Origin of the sequence: Halomonas sp. MES3-P3E (assembly GCF_002836035.1) — a bacterium.
Classification (GTDB): Bacteria; Pseudomonadota; Gammaproteobacteria; order Pseudomonadales; family Halomonadaceae; genus Vreelandella; species Vreelandella arctica.
Map to the genome: position 1 here is coordinate 101865 of NZ_PJBT01000020.1, position 21080 is coordinate 122944.

18 protein-coding genes and 1 pseudogene are annotated in these 21080 nt (G+C 57.1%); 11 read left to right on the forward strand and 8 right to left on the reverse strand.

Annotation, left to right across the window (positions count from 1 at the left end; all coding sequences use genetic code 11):
• The first annotated feature begins 327 nt into the window (after positions 1-327).
• Positions 328-1530 (forward strand): efflux RND transporter periplasmic adaptor subunit, encoded by a 1203-nt coding sequence (locus CXF87_RS06310; protein ID WP_101145940.1) that lies wholly within the window; start codon positions 328-330, stop codon positions 1528-1530.
• 6 nt (positions 1531-1536) lie between these two features.
• Positions 1537-4719 carry an efflux RND transporter permease subunit gene (locus tag CXF87_RS06315; protein ID WP_101145941.1) on the forward strand — a complete coding sequence of 1061 codons (3183 nt, stop codon included), beginning with the start codon at positions 1537-1539 and terminating at the stop codon, positions 4717-4719.
• Here the strand turns inward: CXF87_RS06315 and CXF87_RS06320 are convergent.
• Positions 4692-5651, reverse strand: coding sequence for a sodium-dependent bicarbonate transport family permease (locus tag CXF87_RS06320; RefSeq protein ID WP_101145942.1), 960 nt, complete (start codon positions 5649-5651; stop codon positions 4692-4694). The genes CXF87_RS06315 and CXF87_RS06320 overlap by 28 nt on opposite strands.
• Positions 5652-5759: 108 nt before the next feature.
• Between CXF87_RS06320 and CXF87_RS06325 the strand changes: the two genes are divergently transcribed.
• From CXF87_RS06325 to CXF87_RS06335, 3 genes are all read left to right on the forward strand, one after another.
• The gene (locus CXF87_RS06325; protein WP_232774720.1) at positions 5760-6719 is read left to right on the forward strand and encodes a LysR family transcriptional regulator; all 960 of its coding nucleotides are present in this window, start codon (positions 5760-5762) and stop codon (positions 6717-6719) included.
• A 181-nt stretch (positions 6720-6900) separates the two neighbouring features.
• Positions 6901-7371, forward strand: a complete 471-nt coding sequence (locus tag CXF87_RS06330; protein ID WP_101145944.1) for a GFA family protein — start codon at positions 6901-6903, stop codon at positions 7369-7371.
• A gap of 271 nt (positions 7372-7642) precedes the next feature.
• The gene (locus CXF87_RS06335) at positions 7643-7867 is read left to right on the forward strand and encodes a four-helix bundle copper-binding protein (RefSeq protein ID WP_348534232.1); all 225 of its coding nucleotides are present in this window, start codon (positions 7643-7645) and stop codon (positions 7865-7867) included.
• A 125-nt stretch (positions 7868-7992) separates the two neighbouring features.
• On the opposite strand, the gene CXF87_RS06340 is transcribed toward CXF87_RS06335, so the two are convergent.
• The 3 genes from CXF87_RS06340 to CXF87_RS06350 all read right to left on the reverse strand — a co-directional run bounded on the left by CXF87_RS06340 (position 7993) and on the right by CXF87_RS06350 (position 10897).
• Positions 7993-8646: a phosphoribosyltransferase gene (locus tag CXF87_RS06340; protein WP_101145946.1), complete on the reverse strand. Its 654-nt coding sequence runs from the start codon at positions 8644-8646 to the stop codon at positions 7993-7995.
• Positions 8647-8671: 25 nt separating this feature from the next.
• The gene (locus CXF87_RS06345) at positions 8672-10009 is read right to left on the reverse strand and encodes an erythromycin esterase family protein (protein ID WP_101145947.1); all 1338 of its coding nucleotides are present in this window, start codon (positions 10007-10009) and stop codon (positions 8672-8674) included.
• A gap of 159 nt (positions 10010-10168) precedes the next feature.
• On the reverse strand, positions 10169-10897 hold the full coding sequence (locus CXF87_RS06350) for a CDP-alcohol phosphatidyltransferase family protein (RefSeq protein ID WP_101145948.1): 729 nt from the start codon (positions 10895-10897) through the stop codon (positions 10169-10171).
• Between CXF87_RS06350 and CXF87_RS21735 the strand changes: the two genes are divergently transcribed.
• From CXF87_RS21735 to CXF87_RS21905, 5 genes and pseudogenes are all read left to right on the forward strand, one after another.
• The gene (locus CXF87_RS21735; protein ID WP_008958248.1) at positions 10869-11051 is read left to right on the forward strand and encodes a hypothetical protein; all 183 of its coding nucleotides are present in this window, start codon (positions 10869-10871) and stop codon (positions 11049-11051) included. The genes CXF87_RS06350 and CXF87_RS21735 overlap by 29 nt on opposite strands.
• A gap of 208 nt (positions 11052-11259) precedes the next feature.
• Positions 11260-12297 carry a zinc-dependent alcohol dehydrogenase gene (locus CXF87_RS06360; protein WP_101145950.1) on the forward strand — a complete coding sequence of 346 codons (1038 nt, stop codon included), beginning with the start codon at positions 11260-11262 and terminating at the stop codon, positions 12295-12297.
• A gap of 33 nt (positions 12298-12330) precedes the next feature.
• Entirely contained in the window at positions 12331-12729 is a 399-nt protein-coding gene (locus CXF87_RS06365) for a 6-pyruvoyl trahydropterin synthase family protein (protein ID WP_008958245.1), read from the forward strand.
• Positions 12726-14690 carry a glycosyltransferase gene (locus CXF87_RS06370; RefSeq protein WP_101145951.1) on the forward strand — a complete coding sequence of 655 codons (1965 nt, stop codon included), beginning with the start codon at positions 12726-12728 and terminating at the stop codon, positions 14688-14690. Before CXF87_RS06365 ends, CXF87_RS06370 begins: the two co-directional genes overlap by 4 nt.
• Before the next feature lie 4 nt (positions 14691-14694).
• Positions 14695-15618, forward strand: a pseudogene (locus tag CXF87_RS21905) (lysylphosphatidylglycerol synthase transmembrane domain-containing protein); the annotation flags it as partial.
• 57 nt (positions 15619-15675) lie between these two features.
• Here CXF87_RS21905 and CXF87_RS21910 read toward each other — a convergent pair.
• Entirely contained in the window at positions 15676-16542 is an 867-nt protein-coding gene (locus CXF87_RS21910; protein WP_332870626.1) for a RibD family protein, read from the reverse strand.
• A 139-nt stretch (positions 16543-16681) separates the two neighbouring features.
• Here CXF87_RS21910 and ribA point away from each other — a divergent pair, with 139 nt between their 5' ends.
• Positions 16682-17785 carry a GTP cyclohydrolase II RibA gene (ribA, locus tag CXF87_RS06380; protein ID WP_101145955.1) on the forward strand — a complete coding sequence of 368 codons (1104 nt, stop codon included), beginning with the start codon at positions 16682-16684 and terminating at the stop codon, positions 17783-17785.
• A 48-nt stretch (positions 17786-17833) separates the two neighbouring features.
• On the opposite strand, the gene CXF87_RS06385 is transcribed toward ribA, so the two are convergent.
• Genes CXF87_RS06385 through CXF87_RS06395 form a run of 3 tightly spaced genes read right to left on the reverse strand, consistent with a single transcriptional unit; the run spans position 17834 to position 21023 of the window.
• The gene (locus CXF87_RS06385) at positions 17834-18607 is read right to left on the reverse strand and encodes a creatininase family protein (protein WP_101145956.1); all 774 of its coding nucleotides are present in this window, start codon (positions 18605-18607) and stop codon (positions 17834-17836) included.
• A gap of 21 nt (positions 18608-18628) precedes the next feature.
• Entirely contained in the window at positions 18629-19456 is an 828-nt protein-coding gene (locus tag CXF87_RS06390; protein ID WP_101145957.1) for an FkbM family methyltransferase, read from the reverse strand.
• Positions 19446-21023 (reverse strand): glucan biosynthesis protein, encoded by a 1578-nt coding sequence (locus CXF87_RS06395; protein ID WP_101145959.1) that lies wholly within the window; start codon positions 21021-21023, stop codon positions 19446-19448. Before CXF87_RS06395 ends, CXF87_RS06390 begins: the two co-directional genes overlap by 11 nt.
• Positions 21024-21080 lie beyond the last annotated feature (57 nt).

The window sequence follows — 21080 nt, forward strand, 5'->3', positions numbered from 1 at the left end:
GTCCTTCATCAAGCTCAGGCGCGGAAATAACGCTTTATCTTGAGTCGCCCGCCTTGTTAATGCTTTCAACCGCCACGGCAGAATTAGGCAATCTTCCCGCAGAAACCCGCTACCTCGAATGCGTTCGTGTCGCCTATGGTGAGTAACGTCCGGTTGACAGTAAGGCACTGCTCAATCATGCCAGCCCATTCAGCCCTCCTGATAACAATAAATGACTGTCGATTCTGACGTTGTTTAAACGACTAGTTAATCGTCAACCGCCTGCGCGGTGCGCAATGTACAACGAACGCTGCTATCGGTTTTCGGTAGCCATTGGAGCAAGTGATCATGGGAAGTCTGTCTCAAAGAACCCGTTTTGTAAGCAGCCGGGCGGTGATTCTGTTCCTGCTACTAACGGCCTTGTTGACCGGGTGCGAGGCCAAGAGTGAGGAGGCAGCAGCGCCTGCTTCACCGCCGCCGCCGGAAGTCGACGTCGCGGAAATCGTCGCTCGGCCGGTGGTCTTGAGCGAGTCGTTTACCGGGCGGGTGGAAGCGGCTGAAACGGTCGAGTTAAGAGCCCGGGTGAGTGGCTATATTCAGGAAGTGGCGTTTGAAGAGGGAGAACTGGTCGAGCAGGGGGACCTGCTGTTCCTGATCGATCAGCGGCCTTACCAGGCCCGTGTTGGCGCCGCCCAGGCGGACCTTGCTCAGGCCAAGAGCCAGCTGGCTCAAGCTGGCAGCGAAGCCGAGCGTGCCAGGGTATTGCTGGGGCGTCAGGCCATTTCCCAAGAGGTGCATGACCAGCGTCAAGCGGCACTGAATAATACTCGCGCCATGGTGGATGCCGCCGAGGCAGCGTTAGATACCGCCGAGCTAGACCTGGAATACACTCGCATTACGGCGCCGGTTAGTGGTCGTGCCGGTCGGACAATGGTAACCCGCGGCAATCTGGCCAATGCCGATCAGAGCCTGCTGACCACGCTGGTAAGCATTGATCCAGTACACGTTTACTTTGAGGCGGATGAGCAGGCCGCGTTTGCCAGCCAGACACTCTTGACCGTTGGCGCGACGAATAGCCTGACAATCGAGCTGGGCGGCGACCCCCAGCGGCTGTACACGGGCACCCTGGACTTTATCGACAATCGCTTAAACCCCAATACGGGCACTCTGCAATTCCGGGCGGTGCTGGCCAACCCGGAGGGCCGCATTCGGCCTGGAGAGTTTGCACGGGTCGAAATGCCGGTCGCTCGTTTAGAGCAAGCATTACTGGTAGACCGCAAGGCAGTGCTGACTAATCAGGATCGCCGCTACGTCTATGTCGTCAATGAGAATAACCAGGCAGAGCAGCGCCAGGTAACCACAGGGCGGCAGGTGGCAGAACGAACAGTCATCACCGAAGGGCTTCAAGCGGGTGATCGAGTGATCGTCAATGGCGTGCAAAAAGTGTTCTTCCCCGGAATGGAAGTGAGCCCGCAAAGCGTAGCGGCCGCCCCAGCGGCTGATGCCCCTATTTCCGACGATCAGCCCACCATTGCGGCCAGGGAGGAGTAAACCGCCATGAATTTCTCCCGTTTCTTCGTGGACCGACCAATTTTTGCGGCGGTGCTGTCGATCATCATTCTTGCGGTGGGGCTGATCTCCATTCCCAATCTGCCCATCAGCGAGTACCCAGATGTAGTGCCGCCCTCCGTGGTGGTGAGGACGGTTTACCCCGGCGCCAACCCGAAGGAGATCGCCGAGACCGTGGCGACGCCGTTGGAAGAAGCCATCAATGGCGTCGAGGACATGATGTACCTCAAGTCTGTTGCGGGTTCTGATGGCGTGCTGCAAATGACCATCACCTTCCGTCCCGGCACCGATGCTGAGCAGGCTGCCGTTCGCGTACAGAACCGCGTTAGCCAGGCCGAGGCTCGGTTGCCGGAAGCCGTGCGTCGTCAAGGTGTCACCACTCAGAAGCAGTCGCCTACCTTTTTGATGGTCGTTCACCTGACCTCGCCCAGCGGTGAATACGACACACTCTACTTACGCAACTATGTGCGGCTGAATGTCCGTGATCGCTTGGCCCGGCTTGAAGGCGTAGGCGACGCGCAAATATTCGGCGGGGGTGACTACGCCATGCGGGCGTGGCTTGATCCCGATCGCATAGCCGCCCGTGGCCTGACGGCCAGCGACGTGGTGGGGGCCATGCGCGAACAGAACGTGCAGGTATCCGCCGGTCAGTTGGGGGCCGAACCCATTGAAGAGAGTGACTTTCTCACCCTGATCAATGCCCGAGGGCGGCTGGAGACGGTGGAGGAGTTTGGTGACATCGTGCTGAAGCGCGGCGAGAACGGCGAGATCCTGAGGCTCTCGGACGTGGCCCGGCTGGAAATGGGTGCCGGGAACTATACGCTGCGCTCGCAGTTGGACGGCCAGAACGCGGTCGCCATCGGTATCTTCCAGGCGCCGGGGGCCAATGCACTGGCTATCCGCGAGCAGGTGGTCGCCGCCATGGACGAGCTGTCCGAACAGTTCCCGGAAGGCGTTGAATATGAAGCGGTTTACGACACCACGATCTTCGTCAATGACTCGATTGAGTCCGTGGTGAAAACGCTGATGGAAGCCGTACTGCTGGTGGTGCTGGTGGTCACGTTGTTCCTGCAGACCTGGCGGGCCTCCATTATTCCGCTGCTGGCGGTGCCGGTCTCGGTGATCGGCACCTTTGGGGCGCTTTACCTGCTGGGCTACTCCATCAACACACTGACCCTGTTTGGGCTGGTGCTGGCCATCGGTATCGTGGTGGACGACGCCATCGTGGTGGTGGAAAACGTGGAGCGGAACATCGAGGAGGGCCTCAAGCCCCAGGCCGCCGCGCATCAGGCCATGAAGGAAGTTTCCGGGCCGATCATCGCCGTGGGGCTGGTGCTGTGTGCAGTGTTTATCCCCATGGCCTTTCTCTCTGGCGTGACCGGGCAGTTCTACCGCCAGTTCGCGGTGACGATTGCCATCTCCACGGTGATCTCCACCATCAACTCGCTGACCCTGTCGCCCGCGCTGGCGGCGATGCTGCTTAAGCCGCATAACGCGCCCAAAGACCGACTCACTCGCGTGATCGATACACTATTCGGCTGGATCTTCCGGCCCTTCAACCGTTTCTTTAACGCCAGCTCCCACAAGTACCAGGGCGGTGTAGCCCGCTCCCTGAAGCATCGTGGCGCGGTGTTTGTGGTCTACGCGCTGTTGCTGCTGGGCACCGGGGTGATGTTCAAGGCGGTGCCACCCGGCTTTATTCCAGTGCAGGACAAGCTTTATCTGATTGCGGGCGTCATTCTGCCGGAAGGTGCGTCGCTGGAGCGAACCGATCAGATGCTTCAGGACGTGGTGGACATCGCCATGGAGACCGAAGGCGTGGAGCACGCCGTTGCCTTTCCCGGCCTTAACGCGCTGCAGTTCACCAATACTTCCAACACCGGGGTAGCTTTTCTTACTCTCAGCGCCTTTGGTGAGCGCAGCCTGAGCGCTGCGGAAATAAATGCCCGCATCAACCAGGGCATTAGCGGCTTGAAAGAAGGCTTTGCATTCTCCTTTATGCCGCCGCCGATCCTGGGCCTGGGCAATGGGTCGGGCTTTCAGCTGTTTATCGAGGATCGCGGCAACCTTGGCTATGGCGCGCTGCAGCAGGCGGTCAATCAACTCCAGGGTGCGATTGCGCAAACGCCGGGGATGGGCTTTCCAATCAGCAGCTATCAATCCAACGTGCCGCAACTGGATGCCGAGGTGGATCGGTTGAGGGCCAAGGCCCAGGGCGTGCCGTTGACCGAACTGTTCGACACTCTGCAGACCTATCTTGGCTCGACCTATGTGAATGACTTCAACCGCTTTGGCCGTACCTGGCAGGTGATCGCCCAGGCGGACGCACCTTTCCGGGCCAGCGTAGAAGATATCGCCCGGCTGCGTACCCGTAATGACCAGGGGGAGATGGTGCCCATCGGTACGATGGTGGATATCCGGCAAACCTTCGGCCCAGACCCGGTGCTGCGCTACAACGGCTATCCAGCAGCGGATCTGGCTGGTGAGTTCGATCCTCGGGTACTCTCTTCCACACAAGCAATGGATGTTATTACCGCCCTGGCGGAAGAGGTGCTGCCACCGGGCATGGAATTAGAGTGGACCGACCTGAGCTATCAGCAATCCACCCAGGGTAATGCGGCGCTGGTGGTCTTTCCGTTGTCGATCCTGCTGGTATTTCTGGTGCTGGCGGCCCTCTACGAGAGCTGGACGCTACCGCTGGCGGTGATTCTGATCGTGCCCATGTCGATGCTTGCGGCGCTAATCGGCGTCTGGTTTGGCGGGGGTGACAACAACATCTTTGTACAGGTGGGGCTGGTGGTGCTGATTGGCCTGGCGTGTAAGAACGCCATCCTGATCGTGGAGTTCGCCCGCGAGCTGGAACTGCAGGGCAAGGACGTAGTGGAAGCGGCCCTGGAAGCCTGCCGGTTGCGGCTGCGGCCGATCATCATGACGTCGATCGCCTTCACGGCGGCGGTGTTGCCTTCGGTAGTTGCCACCGGCGCGGGTGCCGAGGTACGGGCAGCACTGGGTACGGCGGTATTTGCCGGTATGATCGGCGTCACCCTGTTTGGCCTGTTTTTAACCCCGGTGTTCTACGTGGCGCTGCGTAAATTGTCTGGCCCATTGGTCAGCCATCACAGCTCTACGTTGGATACTTCACCTCATCCTACCAGCCATGCCCAAAGTTGATGATAGAGCGGAATGCCGATTAGCACGTTAAAAGGGAAGGTCAGTCCTAATGACGCCAACATGGCTAGGCCAATGTTGGCGTCTGGGATAGCGGCGCGAATGGCAACGGGGGCGGCAATGTAAGAGGCACTGGCGGTAAGACTCGCCAAAATTACCGCTGAGCCAGTGGGTAGCCCTAGCCAGTACGCCACTAGCAGGCCAAAGCAAGAAAACACGATAGGTGCCGCCAGCGCGAATATAATCAGACGGCTGTGCCCCCACCGCAGGCTGCGCAGTGTTTCTGCCGCGACCAGGCCCATCTCCAACAGAAACAGCGCCAGAATGCCATGGAAGGCTTTGGTATATAGGCCAGTCACCGACTCACCAGCATCGGGGCCATATAGCCAGCCAATAAGGACACCGCCCACCAACAGGATCACGCCGCGATTGGTCAGAGTTTCGTGCCACAATCCGGAAGTTTTGATCGGCTCTGACGTTGTGTCAGTGGCCTTTTTACGGCTGAAGCGCCGGTAGAGCAACAGGCCCAGCATGATGGCCGGTAGTTCGAGCAGTACCAGGTAGAGCGTCACCTGCCCACCTGTTATTAGGCTATGCGCTTCGGTATACGCCAGGGCCACGGCGAACGTACCGGCGCTAACGGAGCCATAGTGGGCGGCAAGGCTGGCGCTGTCGGCAATGGATAGCCTCACCAAATAGTGAACCACCGGAAAGATAATCAGTGGAATGATGATCCCCAGCAGAGTGACACCAGCTAACTCGACCAGCAGCGATATGCTCAAACTGCCATGCAGCGCCATGCCGCCTTTAAGGCCAATGGTCAGCATCAGCAGCAGGCTCAATATGTCATAAGCGGCTTTGGGAATACTGAGATCAGAGCGCACCACACCGGCAACCACTCCTAGTACAAAAAACATCACCACAATATCCGGCACGGCCAATCTCCTTGATGGGTTTTAAAGCGGTTACTTTAGCGATCCAAAGAGATTGATGAAAACAAATAGACTTTATACAGTCATAGATGATTTTCTATGGTGCTGGCTATGAAAGTACGACAACTCACTTTTCGTTTGCTACAGGTCTATGCCGACGTGGTTCGCACAGGCTCACTGACGGCCACTGCAAATCGGCTCCACCTGACCCAACCCACGGTGTCTCAGCAGTTAAAGCGGCTGAGAGAGATTGTCGGTGAACCAATTGTGAGCCACGAGGAAGGTCGCTTGGTGCCCACTGAGGTTGGTCAGGCGCTTTATCAACTTAGCCAAGATTTGCTTAGCCGTGCCGATGTGTTTAATCAGTACCTGGAAGAGTACAACCGCGGAGGGCGCGGGCATTTCAGTATCGGCTTGGTGAACACCGCGCAATATGTACTGCCACGGCTGTTAGGGCCGTTTGGTCAGGCTAACCCCCAGGTAGATGTCACGGTGGAGATAGGTAATCGCCAGCAGATGCTCAATCGTTTTGAACGCCATGAGGATGACATCTACGTATTTAGTCATCCACCCATTGATGACGATGTGTTAGCCGCGCCTTTTCTGAGCAATCCATTGGTAGTGGTGGGGCCCCAGCATTGTCGTTGGGCAAGCGTAGAGGGTCTCAACATGGACGCACTCAAAGAGGAGCGATTTCTGCTGCGTGAACCGGGCTCTGCGACTCGGCATACCTTTGATGCCTGGCTGTATAATGCGGGTATTGAGCTACGCTCTACCCAGCAGATCGCCAGTAATGAGGCTATTCGGCTAGCGGTGGCGTCAAACATGGGCCTAGCAGTGCTATCTCGCCACGTTGTTGCAGATTCGCCCAACGGTGTCCAAGAACTGCCGCTGCAGGGCTTTCCGCTGAAAAGTCGTTGGCACTTTGTGGTCAGGCGACAACGCCGCTTACCCCCCGCCGCCATTCGTTTTTTGAGCTATGTACAAGGTTCCCTGGCACAAGCGTTTGACGAGCCTGAAGGGGAGATGGCCGTGGCTGAATTGCTTCAAGCCTTAGAGGCTGAACGCTGATGCCTTGACTTACAAACAGCGTCAATTATCCCCGTTAAAAGCGGCCTAGATCCTATGCGCTAAGCTAAGATATTAAGAGAGGGCTTGAGTGAGAACTTAAGAGAGAGCTTAAGATCGCACTCGGTTCATGCTGTCGCGCCTTGATATTCGTCTTGGGTAACCGCTGCAAACGGAGGCAACTATGCTGCTCGAAGGTTCATGCCACTGCCAAGCAGTGACGTTTAGTGTGACGTCACACCACCCTTATCCTTTCAACCGCTGTTACTGCTCCATTTGCCGCAAAACGGCAGGTGGTGGCGGCTACGCCATCAACCTTAGCGGCGATAACGAAACGCTAAAGGTGACGGGTGAAGAGCATATCAGCGTCTATCGCGCGCTTATCAAGGGGGAGCAGAGCACAGGGGAGCGGCATTTCTGCAAACACTGTGCATCGTCGCTATGGGTTTATGACCCCGATTGGCCCGAGCTGGTGCATCCCTTTGCCTCAGCGATTGATACCGACTTGCCGACCCCTCCCAAGAAAACACACATGATGCTGGGAAGCCGGGCGGATTGGGTCGAGGTCAATGCGCAGTTTCAAGACAAATGCTTTGATGAGTACCCGGATGAGAGTCTTGCCGAGTGGCACCAGCGGCTAGGATTGGAGTGCTAGGCCGTTAATGAGGCCGCTTGCTTCGCTTGTGTTGAAAACAGGCTGTTCTACTCTTTTATACGCACTCCATAGAAATGCGACCCATTGGAGTTCAACGTACGGCTTGCAAGGCCTGCCTTGCGAATGGCCAGCCGTGTTCTCGTTTTTTGACAAGGAGGGTGGAAAGATGGAATTTGAAAAATATAAGTCGTGTATTGAAGCGTGTAATGTCTGCGCCGTTTATTGTGATTCTTGCGCTACTGCCTGCTTGCAAGAAGATGATGTGAAAATGATGGCTGAGTGTATCCGTTTGGATCGCCAATGCGCGCAAATTTGCCGCTTGGCAGCTTCCTTCATGGCCCAGGGGAGTGAATACGCCAAGGACATCTGCCGAATATGCGCTGATATTTGCAAAGCGTGCGGTGATGAGTGTGCCAAACACGATGCCGAGCATTGTCAGGAGTGCGCTAAGGCGTGCCATCATTGCGCCAGTGAGTGTGCTGCGATGGCTGCCTAGGTTTTGTACGAAAAAGGCAGCGTAAAAGCCTAAACCTAGATTAAACAAAGCCAGCTTTCATACGTCGTGAAAGCTGGCTTTTTTGTCTTTTCATCTATATCAAAGAGAACGTTCAAAAGAGTGCGTTAAAAAGAGGGGGCCTTCTGCAAAAGGGTGATCACTTCATCATCGCTGGTTTGGGTGAAATCTTGATAGTGAAGGCCAACGGCGATAAAAGGCTCGGGAGTAGCTAAACAGACCAAATCGTCAACCTCGGTAGCTAACTCATCCAATGTGGATTGCGGAGCGACAGGCACTGCCAGAGTAACGGAAGCGGCGCCTGCCTGGCGTAGTGCCCTGGCGGCTGCTTTTGCGGTTCCGCCAGTGGCGATACCATCATCCACCAGTAATACATGACGTTCGCTCACGTTAATGGGCGCCCGGTTACCAATATAGGCCTGACGGCGGCGGGTTATCTCGCTTAGTTGGCGCTCTACTTCAGCTTCAAGATAACGTTCAGAAGGCTGAAAAACCTGCAGCACATCCGCGGTCCATACCACCTGAGGTGGGTCGCCATCGACGACAGCGCCTAGCCCAACCTCGGGTTGCCCAGGCGCGCCAATCTTACGCACGATGACCACATCCAACGGAAGTTTAAGGGCTATCGCTATCTCGTAGGCAACGGGCACACCCCCTCGAGGTAGTGCCAGCACTAGGTCATATCGCGCCCCGGATAATGCGTGGGCAAGCTTTCGTCCTGCTGCTCGTCGATTATCAAAAAGTGCTTGTTGCGTGTGCATGTGTGGCTCCTAAGCGCCAAGCGGCCTAAACCCCAAAAGGATAAGTGTCGGGTACTCCCTGGGGCCTTTCGCTCGGCAGTGGCGTCACTGCGGTGGTCTCATCGAACCACACATAGGCATCAAACTGCTCTGCTAGCGAGGCCTTGAAGTAATGGCTGTAGTACTCGCTTTCCGGACGATAGATGACGCCAATAGCACGCTCCAGGCGTGTTTGGGTTAGCTGTTCTCGAACCTTAGAGTGTTGAGGGTTGCGCAGCTCAATTAAGGCGCGTGGCAACTGTGTTTCATGAAAAATTCGTTCAAAGGAGTCTGCCCGTGACGGCACGATCTGCTTGATCTTCATTGGCGAATCCCAGTTGTCAGCCGCTGCCACGATCCCCGTGTGTGTGCCGAAACCGATTAAAACAGCTTGATCGCCATAGGCGGTGCGGCACAGCTCGCCGATATTGAATTGACCCTGCCAGCCCATTTCAGTGGCCGACGCATTACCGATATGGGAATTATGCGCCCAGACCACTACCTTAGCGTCTGCTCCTTTGGCTTCTATCACCTGCTGTAGCGTATCGAACATGTGGCGGTCTCGTAGGTTCCATGACTGGGTGGAACCACGGTACATAAGCCGATAGTACTGTTCGGCGGCTCTCACTACGCGGGCGTTCTGGGTGGCATTGAAATAGGCTTCTTCGCCCTCCTTGGCCATATACTCAATGCGGTGTTCCAGTAGCGCCTGAAGTTGCTCAACCACTGCCTCTTCGCACGTATCTTGTTCTTCTTGTAATAGGGCGTGACCGTACAAGGCTGGTTCGCTTTGCCAGGGCGTTAAACAGCCATAACGTTGACGGGCCGCTTGAGCGGCTTCCGGGTCGATTCGATCCAGGTAATCAAGCACGGCGAAAAGGGACGCGCGCAGTGAGTAGATATCCAACCCACGGAAGCTGGTACGTTGGCTGAAAGGCAGCTCGGCATTGTGTTGGCGCAACCATTCGGTGAAAGTCGCCACCTCTTCGTTGTGCCACATCCAAGCGGGAAACCGTGTGAAAGCTTGTCGGTCGTCACTTGTTGCAGCGCGATGCCGAACATAGCGGTCGATGTATGCAGCATCCGGCCAATCCGCTTCAACCGCTACAATATTGAAATTGTGCTGTTCGATAAGTCGTCGCGTAATGGCGGCGCGGGCGCGATAGAATTCAGAGGTTCCATGGGACGCCTCACCTAGCAACACAATCTTGGCATCGCCGAAACGATCAAAATGGGCGCCGAATGCGTCTTCCTCTTGCAAACTTGGCAGCGGCTCACAAGCAGCAGCGATGGCCTTGGCTGTTTGCTGGGCGGATGAATAGGGTGCTGTTATCGAGTGATCCATAGGAATCTCCCAGCACACGAACAGGCGAAAAAGCAGCTTAAAAAATACTGACAATTTGAAAATTACGAATAGCTTGAAAATAACTATAGTAAGGAAGAAACAGCTTATCCAAGCATTTATCGCTAAGCTGCGAAATGGCTCCCTAGAAGACGCAGTGCATTAGTAGCGGCGTGTTTTTCGTGACAGCCACCAAACGTCAATGCCAAATGAATATAGCAATGAAAGCAACGCACTAATGGCCAGCAGGCTGGCAACAAGGTGGGAGGTAAGTGGCGTTAACGCCAACAGCAGCGCAACCACCTGCCAGACACATACGGCTTTACGGCGAAAGCTTTCGAACAGCGGTTCTGCAAGCCAGGGGAACGGCCAACTGGCGGCTACAAACAGGTAGCGCATCCCCCCAATCATCAGCACCCACAGGCCCAGAGACTCTAACCGCAGCAATCCTGCGCAAAGTAGCAATATCAGTAGGGCATCCAGCTCCATATCAAAGCGCGCGCCGAACAGTGAGTGGCTTTTGGTGCGCCTGGCAATCCAGCCATCAACGCCATCCAACAGTAGAGCGATCACCGCAATTGCCAACCACTGCCAGATGACCTCTACAAACGCATTGGCGGCGAGCGCACCTGCCAGCAGCGCGACTAATACCGCGCGGGCCAGCGTGACCCGGTTTGCCCAACCCAGTGAACCGTGGGTCCAGAACACCATCACTAAGATAGATATAAACGTGTAGAAGGCCGAGGCAACCCACCAGTTAGCCGAGGTAGCCATTAATTGCGGTAATGCTTTACCCACAGCCATCAGCACCAAGCCGCCCAGCAGTAGCTCTGCAGCGCTATAAAGCCGTTTGGGTAGTGTCATGGATGAGGCATTTGAAAAAAACGGCATGGTGGCTCACGAAGCGGCATCGCTGTCCGCAGTTGAAATAAATGATGCAAGTATTTTTATATGTACCATTCTTGTAGAAGAAGGTAGGGTTGTCTATATGATCAAGGAAAATAGCCTAGTTAGCTTCAAGTGTTGCACATTGTTAATCGAATAATTTCTCTTCAACCGCTACGCTAAAGATGGTGAGCCATTAATGACTGTTCTGCATGAGGCCATTCAAGAGGTGGCCGTCCAGTATGGTAAGGGGCCAAGTCACATAACGAGCAACCTCGCCTTAATGTGCAGCGCCATGGCCCCACGCTACTTTCAATGGAATGAAATAGAGCTCGGTTTAGTTGAGCTTGTAACGAAAAGGATCGCTCATGTCGACGCCTGACGATGTTGGCAAAAAACTATACGTTGGCAAAAACCTTCACGCTGGCAAAAACCGCTGCGCCACCGCCTTCTGGGTGACCAGCCCAGCCCAAGGCGAGTTGCGGGCTGAGCCTCTGGCGACGCCCGCTCAGGATGAAGTGCAGGTACGCACCTTGTACAGCGGTATTAGCCGAGGCACCGAATCGCTGGTGTTTAACGGTCGAGTGCCTGAAAGCGAATTTTCGCGCATGCGCGCCCCTTTTCAGTCGGGTGAGTTTCCCGCCCCGGTCAAGTACGGTTACTGCAGCGTTGGTCGCGTTGAACAAGGGCCGGACGCGCTCTTAGATAAAACCGTCTTTTGCCTGTTCCCCCACCAAGACTACTACACCGTACCTGCTTCAGCGGTGCTTGAAGTGCCTGCCAATGTGCCCGCTAAACGCGCCGTATTGGCCGCCAATATGGAAACGGCCATCAACGGCGTGTGGGATGCCGAGCCCATGCTGGGCGAGCGGATTTGCGTTATTGGTGCTGGTGTCGTCGGTGCACTAGTGGCGTACCTGTGTGCCCAGGTACCCGGCGTCGATGTGCATTTGGTCGATATCAACCCAGCGCGCCGCCAGCTCGCCGAGCAGCTAGGCGTTGCCTTCGCCACACCTGAACAAGCCCCCCATGATCAAGATTGCGTGATCCATGCCAGCGGCCACTCGGCTGGCTTGCGCCAGGCCTTGGAGTTAGTGGGTAGCGAAGGGCGCATTATCGAAATGAGCTGGTTTGGCGAGGGCGACGTCGCGATTCCTTTGGGCGGCGCTTTCCACTCCCAGCGGCTGACGCTTAAAGCCAGCCAGGTAGGCCAACTGCCACCAAAACTTCGCCCACGTTGGGACTACCAGCGTCGCCTTAGGCTCGCGCTGAGCTTACTGGTGGATGAGCGGTTGGATGCACTGATCAGCGGTGAAAGCGACTTTAAACAATTGCCTACGCTTGCTAATACGCTGTTTGGGCGCGGTAGTGTTGAGCTCTGCCATCGGCTGCGATATTCCGCATAACTTGTGTTTTTAAACAATTAATCAGGAGTTTTTATGTTTCGTTTATGCGTTCGTGACCATTTTATGATTGCCCACAGCTTTAACGGCGAGATATTTGGCCCCGCCCAGCGTACCCATGGCGCCACCTATGTGGTGGATGTGGTTTTCCAGCGCCCTGAGCTGGATGAGGATGGCTTAGTGATCGATATTGGCCTTGCCAGCGAAACAGTCAAAGAGGTATTGGCAGGCTACAACTTTCAAAACCTGGATGACGTAAGTGAATTTAAAGGTAAAAACACCACCACCGAATTTATGGCTAAGGTGATTTTCGACCAGCTAGCCAAAGCGATCGGCGAAGGCAAAATGGGCACCACCGCCCAGGGCATTACCCATATGGAGATCAAACTGCACGAGTCTCATGTGGCCTGGGCTAGTTACGAAGGCGCACTATGAGTCGGCGTTTTACCTTGATCGTTGCCGGTGACCCTGCTCAGCGCACCGGTGGCTATATCTACGATGCGCGTATTGTCTCGGCCCTACGTGACCAGGGCTGGGAGATTGACGTCGTGGGCCTGGCAGGCGTGTTTCCTGATGCGGACGCCGAAGCGGCAGCGGCACTAGCTCAAGCGCTTGAGACACTTCCCGACCATGCGGCGGTGGTGATCGATGGCTTGGCCATGGGGGCGCTGCCTGACGTGGTTGCCCAGCATGCAACGCGGCTGGACATTACCGCGCTGCTGCACCATCCCTTAGGCGATGAACTGGGCCTTGATGAGGCTGATCAGCAGCGCTTTCATCGCAGCGAGTTAACCGCGCTGGCTTCTGTGGCACGCACTATTGTCACCAGCCATTTTACCGCTCGGCGTTTGCCGGAACTGGCGGCGCACTACGCCATACCCATCAATGCAGGTGTCACCGTAGTGGAACCGGGCGTGGCCCAGGCACCGGTTAGCCCAGAAGCAGAAGCTGGTGAAACGCTGCGCCTGCTATGTGTGGCAACGCTAACGCCGCGCAAGGGGCAAGATGTTCTGGTTCAAGCGCTAGCGGGAGTGGCCGGTGATCAATGGCAGTGCGACTGCTATGGCGGCGCGCGAGACGCGGCGTTTACACAACGCGTGCAACAGCTGATTGATCAGAACGGTTTACAAAGCAGTGTGCACCTCCACGGCGAGTGCGATAGCGAGACGTTGGAAGCGGCTTACCAACACGCGCACGCATTAGTGCTGCCTTCCTGGTACGAGGGCTATGGCATGGTGGTCACCGAAGCCTTGGCCCATGGCCTGCCGGTGATTACCACCACCGGTGGCGCGCTACGCGACACCTTGCCAGAAGGTGCAGGTTTAAGCGTTGAACCGGGCGATGTTGCGGCGCTTCAAGACGCGTTGAGCCGATTTTGTAACGATGCAGAACTGCGTCAGCAACTGCGTCATGGCGCTGCTCAGGCCCGTGGTCAGTTAAGCGATTGGCAGGCGGCGAGCGAGGCCTTCGCCGCGGCGTTAACAGCGCAAAACCATGCCTCCAATGATTCGCTAACCTTGCGCGCTGGGAGTCAGTTTGAATCCGATTGGCTAACGCTGCGCGAGGCCGCTGATTTCGCCTCACGCAGCCAGCGCCTTGCTCAGTTCGCTTCAGAGTGGTTGGAGGCACGTAGCTCAACGCCGATGATCGCGGATCTTGGCTGTGGCCGGGGGAGCAACATGGGATTTCTGGCCCCGCGTTTTAGCGCCCACCAGCGATGGGAGTTGATTGACCACGATGCCATTTTGTTAGCGCAGGCGCGCCAGCGTGCCGCCGGGTTAAGCGATAGCCAAGGGCAGCCTGTGGCCGTCGAAACGCACTGTGTATCGCTGGAGCCGCTTGACGATGTGCCGCTGGACGATGCGCACCTAGTGACGGCGTCGGCGCTGCTTGATCTGGTTTCTCAGCAATGGATCGAGGCATTAGTGGGGCGCTGTGCCGAGCAGCAACAAGCGCTTCTAATCGCGCTGAGCGTGACCGGAGAGTGGCACTTTATCGATGCCCAGGGCGAGCCGGTGCTGGATGATGAAGACCACTGGCTGCTGGCCATGTTTATTGCACATCAGCAGCGTGATAAAGGCTTGGGCGATGCGCTGGGCGGTCAGGCTCAAGAGGTGTTAGTAGCTACCCTTGAGAAGGCCGATTATCGCATTGAGCAGGACGATACCCCATGGCAACTGACTGCTGGCAACCATGACCAGCAGCCGTTAATGATGGCGCTGTTGGAAGGTTGGGCTGAGGCCGCCACCGAACAAGCCCCTGACGCCGCGGCACGCATTGCCAGCTGGTTGGAGCAGCGCCAGCAGGCGGTGGCCAACGGCGAGCTGGGGATTTGGGTGGGGTACCGTGATCTCTTTGCCATCCCTCCGTTTGCCAAGCCTCAGGAAGAGGCCTAAGCCGATGGGGTTTGCTCAGACGTTGTGTACCCGGCTAGGCGCGTACATTAGCCCATGCCTGCAAAGCTCATGGCTACGGCGGGTGGTGCTCAGTATTGCCTTGCTAGGGGCCGTGTTGTTGTGGGTCGACCCCCGGGCCATCGTGGCGGAAGTGCAGCGCTTCTCGGCTGGGTGGGTAGTGTTGGCGTTAGTCATCAGTACGCTGCAGATCATGCTCTGCGCTTGGCGTTGGCAGTTTACCGCTGGGCTGATTGATGTACCGCTGCGGTTTGCTTATGCCCTGCGAGAGTACTATTTGGCGCTGCTGGTTAATCAGCTGTTGCCCGGTGGAGTACTGGGCGACGCCGGGCGGGCACATCGTCATGCTGCTCAGGCGCAGTCACGCGGTCGCGCTTGGCGAGCGGTCATTATTGAGCGCGCCTCGGGCCAAGTGGCTGTGGTCGTGCTAACGCTCGCGGCATTGCTGCTATCACCGCTCTGGCATGCCGCGCTGGGAGTGTCAGTACTTACTACGGTGGGCTTAGGCGTCGTGGCTGCTCTCGCCGTGGTTATCGCCAGCGGCCTGCTGTTGCGCCAACATATAAGCCATCGGTTGGCACGGCTGCCGCATTGGTGCCAAGCCCTGGCGCGCGACGTTAAACGTGGCTTATGGCGGCGTAATGTATGGCCTCAGCAACTATTCTCGTCGCTGGTCATTGTGCTGAGCTACGGCCTAGTGATGGTGTGTGCGGCGCGGGCAATTGGTGTTGAGCTAGCGGTATTGGAGGTGCTGGCGCTGGCACCGGTGCTGCTATTGGCGATGTTGATTCCATTTTCCGTGGCCGGATGGGGTTTACGGGAAGGCGCTGCGGCTGGTGTCTGGGCGCTGGTAGGACTGCCGCCCGCCCAAGGCGTGGCGGTGTCGTTGGCCTACGGTGTGCTGGTGCTGCTGGCGAGCCTACCAGGTATTTGGGTGGCGCTGAGCCGTCGCGAGAAAGCGCAGCCCTCAGGCGGTGGTATCCCGCAGATGCAGGTCGAACAGCGTGTCGTCTCCACAGCGGAAGGTGCGCGTGGGCGGGCGCAGCGCACTCTCAAGCGTCTGAATGGGCGTCATTTGAAGCCCTGGCCTGCCGGAGCCGATCAGCAGCGGGGCGACCAGCAGGTGCAGCCGGTCAACGGCGCCTGCTTCGATAAACTGAGATACCGTGATACCGCCGCCTTCAATCAGCACACGGGGCAGGCCTTTATCGGCCAGCAGGGTGATGACATCAAGCGGATTGAACTGGCCGTTGGCACCCAGTGGCAGCACGCAACGTTGAACGTGGGCAGGCAGCGTCGTGTTCGCTACCCCAGGCCCCACAATCAGCAGTGTCGGCGCGGCACTGTTACACAGCAGCGCCAAGTCATTAGGGATACGGCCGCGTGGGTCCAGCACCACCCGCGTCGGGTTAGTACCGCTAACGTGTCGCACGGTCAGTTGAGGATTATCGGCGCTGGCGGTGCCCGCGCCCACGACCACCGCGTCAACCAGGGCGCGCAGGCGGTGCAGGTGAACCAAACTTTCATGGCCGTTGATGTAGTGGGAGTGGCCGCTTTCCGTCGCGATGCGACCATCAAGGCTTTGGCCCAATTGAGCCACGACCCAGGCCAGGCGACTGGCCAATGGGGTCAGGCAGTCGAGCAGCTCACGCGCCTCAACACTGACCGGCTGACCCGTTTGCCACTCGCCGCTTGGCGTCACGGTGATCGCCACCTCGCAAGGGCGCCGATGACGCAGAGCCGAGAGCCATTGCCAGGCATCGACCAGCGAAATAGTGCCGCTAGTATTCATAACACTGCTATTAATACCCGTATTGACATGGGAGTCGGGCATGACGCCTCCGCGCTAATAAATCCGCTTCATCATGCGGGCTCTACTTGGTCTAGGGCAAGTAGTTCAGAGCCAGTAGCCCGAGCAACTCGTTCAGCGCGAGCGCGTATCATCCCCCACGCCAGGAAGCCAGGAGGCCTACATGTACCAGATTGAACGAGCTATTTTCGATATCCGTCGCGGATTGCCAGTAGTAGTAAATGCCGGTGAGCAGCGTTTGCTAGTACAGGCACTGGAAGGTAGTGAATCAGTCGAAGCGCTTGCTCGGTTAGCAGGCGCGCGGCCTTCGCTGGTGCTTACCCGTCACCGCTTGGCAGCCATGGGCGTAACGTTAGCCGCTGAAGCCGCCAGCTTGCCGCTCGCGACCAGGATAAGCACCAATGAGCTGCATGGCTTAGCCACGGCGGAGGCGCTGTCGCAACCTGCGGGTGGGCTGCTAAGCGGCTTAAAGCCAGCGGGGTTAGCCGAACTAGGGGCCGTTACGCTGATGCGTCGCGCGCTGTTAATTCCAGCAGCGCTATGTGCTTTTGTCAGCAAAGAGGCCGCTGCGAATATCGAGCAACAGCTAGCAGAAGGGCGGCTACTGCAAGTTACCGCTAAAGACGCTGAGCACTGCTTGGCCGGTGCGCCGGGCATGCTGAAGCGCGTTAGCGAAGCACATATTCCCTTGGAGGATGCCGCTGAAAGCCGCTTTGTGCTTTTCCGTGAGCCGGACGGCTTACGCGAGCATGTTGCCGTCGTTATTGGTAAGCCGGAGAGTTGGGAAGGTGCGGTGCCACTGCGCATGCACTCGGCGTGTTTAACCGGTGACCTGTTTGGCAGTTTACGCTGTGACTGTGGCGAGCAATTACGCAATGCAGTCGCCGATATTCAGGCCATGGGCGGCGGTGTGCTGCTTTATTTGGCCCAAGAGGGGCGAGGCATCGGTTTAGCCAATAAGCTGCGCGCTTACACCTTACAAGATGGTGGCCTGGATACGGTGGATGCCGACCAAGTGCTTGGTTTTGGGGACGATGAGCGCCAGTACGCCGTGGCGGTAGATATGCTCAACGCCCTTGATATTGAGCAAGTGCAGCTGCTGACCAACAACCCGCTGAAAATGGAAGCGCTGCGCCAGGGCGGTATCGAGGTCGTCTCGCGCCAGGCGCTGTACGGCAGCGTTACCGATCATAACCAGCGCTATCTAAACGCCAAGGCCACCCGCGGCGGGCATCTGTTAGAAGACGTACTAAGCGGGCAGCGTTAACCGCCGCAAACGGTCGCGAGCTCAAGCTGCTCCAATCGTGAAGTGGTTTTAGTTGGTTAGCGGCGGTAGGTGGGCAGTTTCTGTCACGACTGCCGCTAACTGGCGGGCATAATGCATTACCAGCCGCTCGCCTAATTCGGCGCTGGCGTGGCTGGCATCACCGGCCACACCATGGGAGCTTAAATCTTCCGCTAACCAGGCAAACGCTGCTGCACCCTCTGCACTCACTAAGGCATTGCCAGCGGGCGCCGCAGGCGGTGTGGCTTGATAGTTATCTAGCTGGACAAGCATGGGTGCCAAATAGCGCATCATGGCAGTTTCGAGTAGCCCACCGTGTAACCCGTAACGCAGCTCATCAGCCTTAATGGCGCCTTCTAACGGTGGCAGCCGCGTGTAGGTGGCTTTTACCACGCGCATTGCATGCCGCCGCCGCAGGGTTAAGCCTGCTAAATCCATCACCGCTTTATTGCCACCGTGGCTATTAAGTAGTACCAGACGACGAATGCCAGCGCGGGCCAGGCTGTCGCCATACGCTTCTAGCGTGGCGATCGCCAATGGCGCTGGCAGGCTCAGCGTGCCTGGGAAACTGGCGTGCTCATCGCTTGCGCCGACGGCAATGGCGGGTAGGCAGATCACATTAAGGTTCGGATCAAGCTCCTGCAGCATGGCGGCTTGCAGACCTTCGCCAATGGTCAGGTCTGTAGCTAGAGGAAGGTGGGTGCCGTGTTGTTCAATGGCGCCGAGTACCAGCACCGCTACCGGGTCGCGTTGGGCGAACTCGGCTAACTGCGGTGCGGTGAGCGTTTGCCAGTGGTGAATCATGAAATGAAAAGCCTTTAGGGTTTAAACATTGTTGTGAACATTGTTCTGAAGCAACTGATGATCCGAGCGGCAGGCGTAGAGATCGCCAGAGGCTAGCTCGTCAGCGCCAGCGCTTAGCCATTCGGTCATCGCTTGCGGCGTTTGCCACTCGGCCCAACGGAAATGGCGCTGCTCTCCAGCGACCACGTTATAGCGATACTCGCCAAGACGACTTAAATGGTTAACACAGTCGTGGTTGACCGCTAATGCACCCGCCACAAACTCCACCGAAAGCGCGGCCACCGGGCTGCTTAGTCCTGCCAGCACCTCTGCTTCAAAGCCTTCAACGTCAATCTTGATAAAGCTGGGCTCACCATACTCTTCAATTAACGTATCCAGCGTGGTGACCGGTACCCGCAAGCGCTGTTCCCAGCGCACTTGGCTAAAGCCTGCATTGCGCTCGCCAATCTGTTCGCGCCATTCGGTGGCCAGGGTGGAAAGCGTCGGGTTGCCGGTGCTAATAGCGATGTCGGCAAAGCCCTCTGTTGGACCAGCCGCCATGGGGAGCAGCGTGATGCTTTTCGGCCTAACCAATCGCTTAAACCACTTGGCGAGATCAGGCTGGGGCTCCAGGGCAATCACTTTTGCGCCTAGCGCATGAAAAGCCGCGCTGCGGTCACCTAAGTGAGCGCCAATATCAAAGGCGATAGTGCCGGGCTGAATAAACGGCTGGTAGAGGCGCTGGAGCCCTCGCTGACGCCCCGGGCGCCAATAAATAAACAGCGAGCGAGCAAGCCCGCCCGCGCTCCGCAGCCGTTGCAGCGCCATGCGCCGCATTAGGCGGGTTTTCTGAATATCTTCATCCGGCATCGGGATACCAGACGTAATTCCATGTTTCACTAACGGGGTCGTCGTTCAGCATGAGTCGCAGGCGAACATCACTGGGTTGGTCGCTTGCGGGCAGCCGAAAGCTCGCTCGCCAGCCGCCATTGGGGAGTGCGGTTACCTGGGGCAGTTGTACCTCGCCCTGGTGGGTGCTGATATCCAGCTCGACAGGTTGGTCGGCGGTGATATCCTCAAGCGCTCCGCCCTGGAAGTCGACAATGAACTGACGCTCCCCTGGCGTCGCCGAGTCCTCTTGCCCCGGCACGCCGGCACTGCCATGGCGGGTGCGGATCACACGGCCAAGGTGGTGCTCTTCCGGCTGCGTGTTGAGCGTGTGCGTCAGGTAGTGGAGGCGACGGGATTCGCCAGCATTTAACGCATCATCCGCGACCCAGTAAGCAACGATATTGTCGTGAGTTTCATCGGGTGTCGGAATTTCGACCAGTTCCACGAGGCCCGGCCCCCACGCATCTAACGGTACCACCCACTGACTGGGGCGGCGGTGGTATTGGGCTTCGATATCCAGGTAGCGGTTAAAGTCACGCTCCCGCTGCATCAAGCCAAATCCTTGGGGAGAGCTATCAGCAAAAGTCGAGGTGCGTAGCTGTGTTGGGTTGGTGAGCGGGCGCCAGATCCACTCGTCGTTACCGGTATGCATCAGCAGGCCGTCGGAGTCATGTACCTGGGGGCGGAAATCATCGGGACGCTCACGGCTTGCCTCACCGTAAGTGAACATACTGGTGAGCGGCGCAACCCCCAGCTTGGCAATGTCTTCGCGGGCAAACAGTTCCGCTTCCACCTCTACCTGCGTTTTTTCACCGGGTTCAATAATAAATCGATAGGCACCGCTGACAGAGGGGCTGTCCATTAACGCTAATAGCTCAATCTGTTTGGCGTCTGCGCTGGGTTTATAAAGCCAAAATTCGCGAAACGCCGGAAACTCCTCACCTTCAGGCGAGGCGGTGTCGATCGCTAGCCCGCGGGTGGATAGTCCGTATGCTTGGTCGCGCCCCACTATGCGGAAGTAGCTAGCACCGAGAAAAACGGCAAACTCGTCGGCGTACTCTTCATTATTTAGGGGGTAATGCAGACGAAACCCGGCGTGGTCACTGCCAGATAAATCGTGCTCTTTCAGCTTTTCGGCATTGCCATCATAGGAGTAGTCTTCCGCCGAAAAGGGAAGCGGGGAGGCTGTGTCGTTTTCGATCACATTGAGTGCAACCGGGGTTTGAAAGAGAAAGCCGCTGTGAAATAGCTGGAGGCTAAAGGGACTCTCATTGCGCCAATAGGCGTGATCAGGATCAAAGCGAATTTGCCGGTAGGTATCGTAATTGAGTTCACGTAATACCTCAGGCAGCGTCTCTTCAGGGGCTTGATAAGGCGCTTCAGCAAGCTGTTGGGCGCGCTCAATGACGGCGCTGAAATGTTTGTCGTCGTCGGCATAGGCGGTTGAAGCCACCGCACAGCCGAGTACAACTATCCATTTACTCGCTATCCACTTACCAGCTTGCCAATTACCAACCTGCCACCTGCAAACACGGCTAAAACGCATGGGCGAAATCCTTATCGAGTGAAGGCCTGCAAAACGTTTGGCAATAAGCCAAGCAGT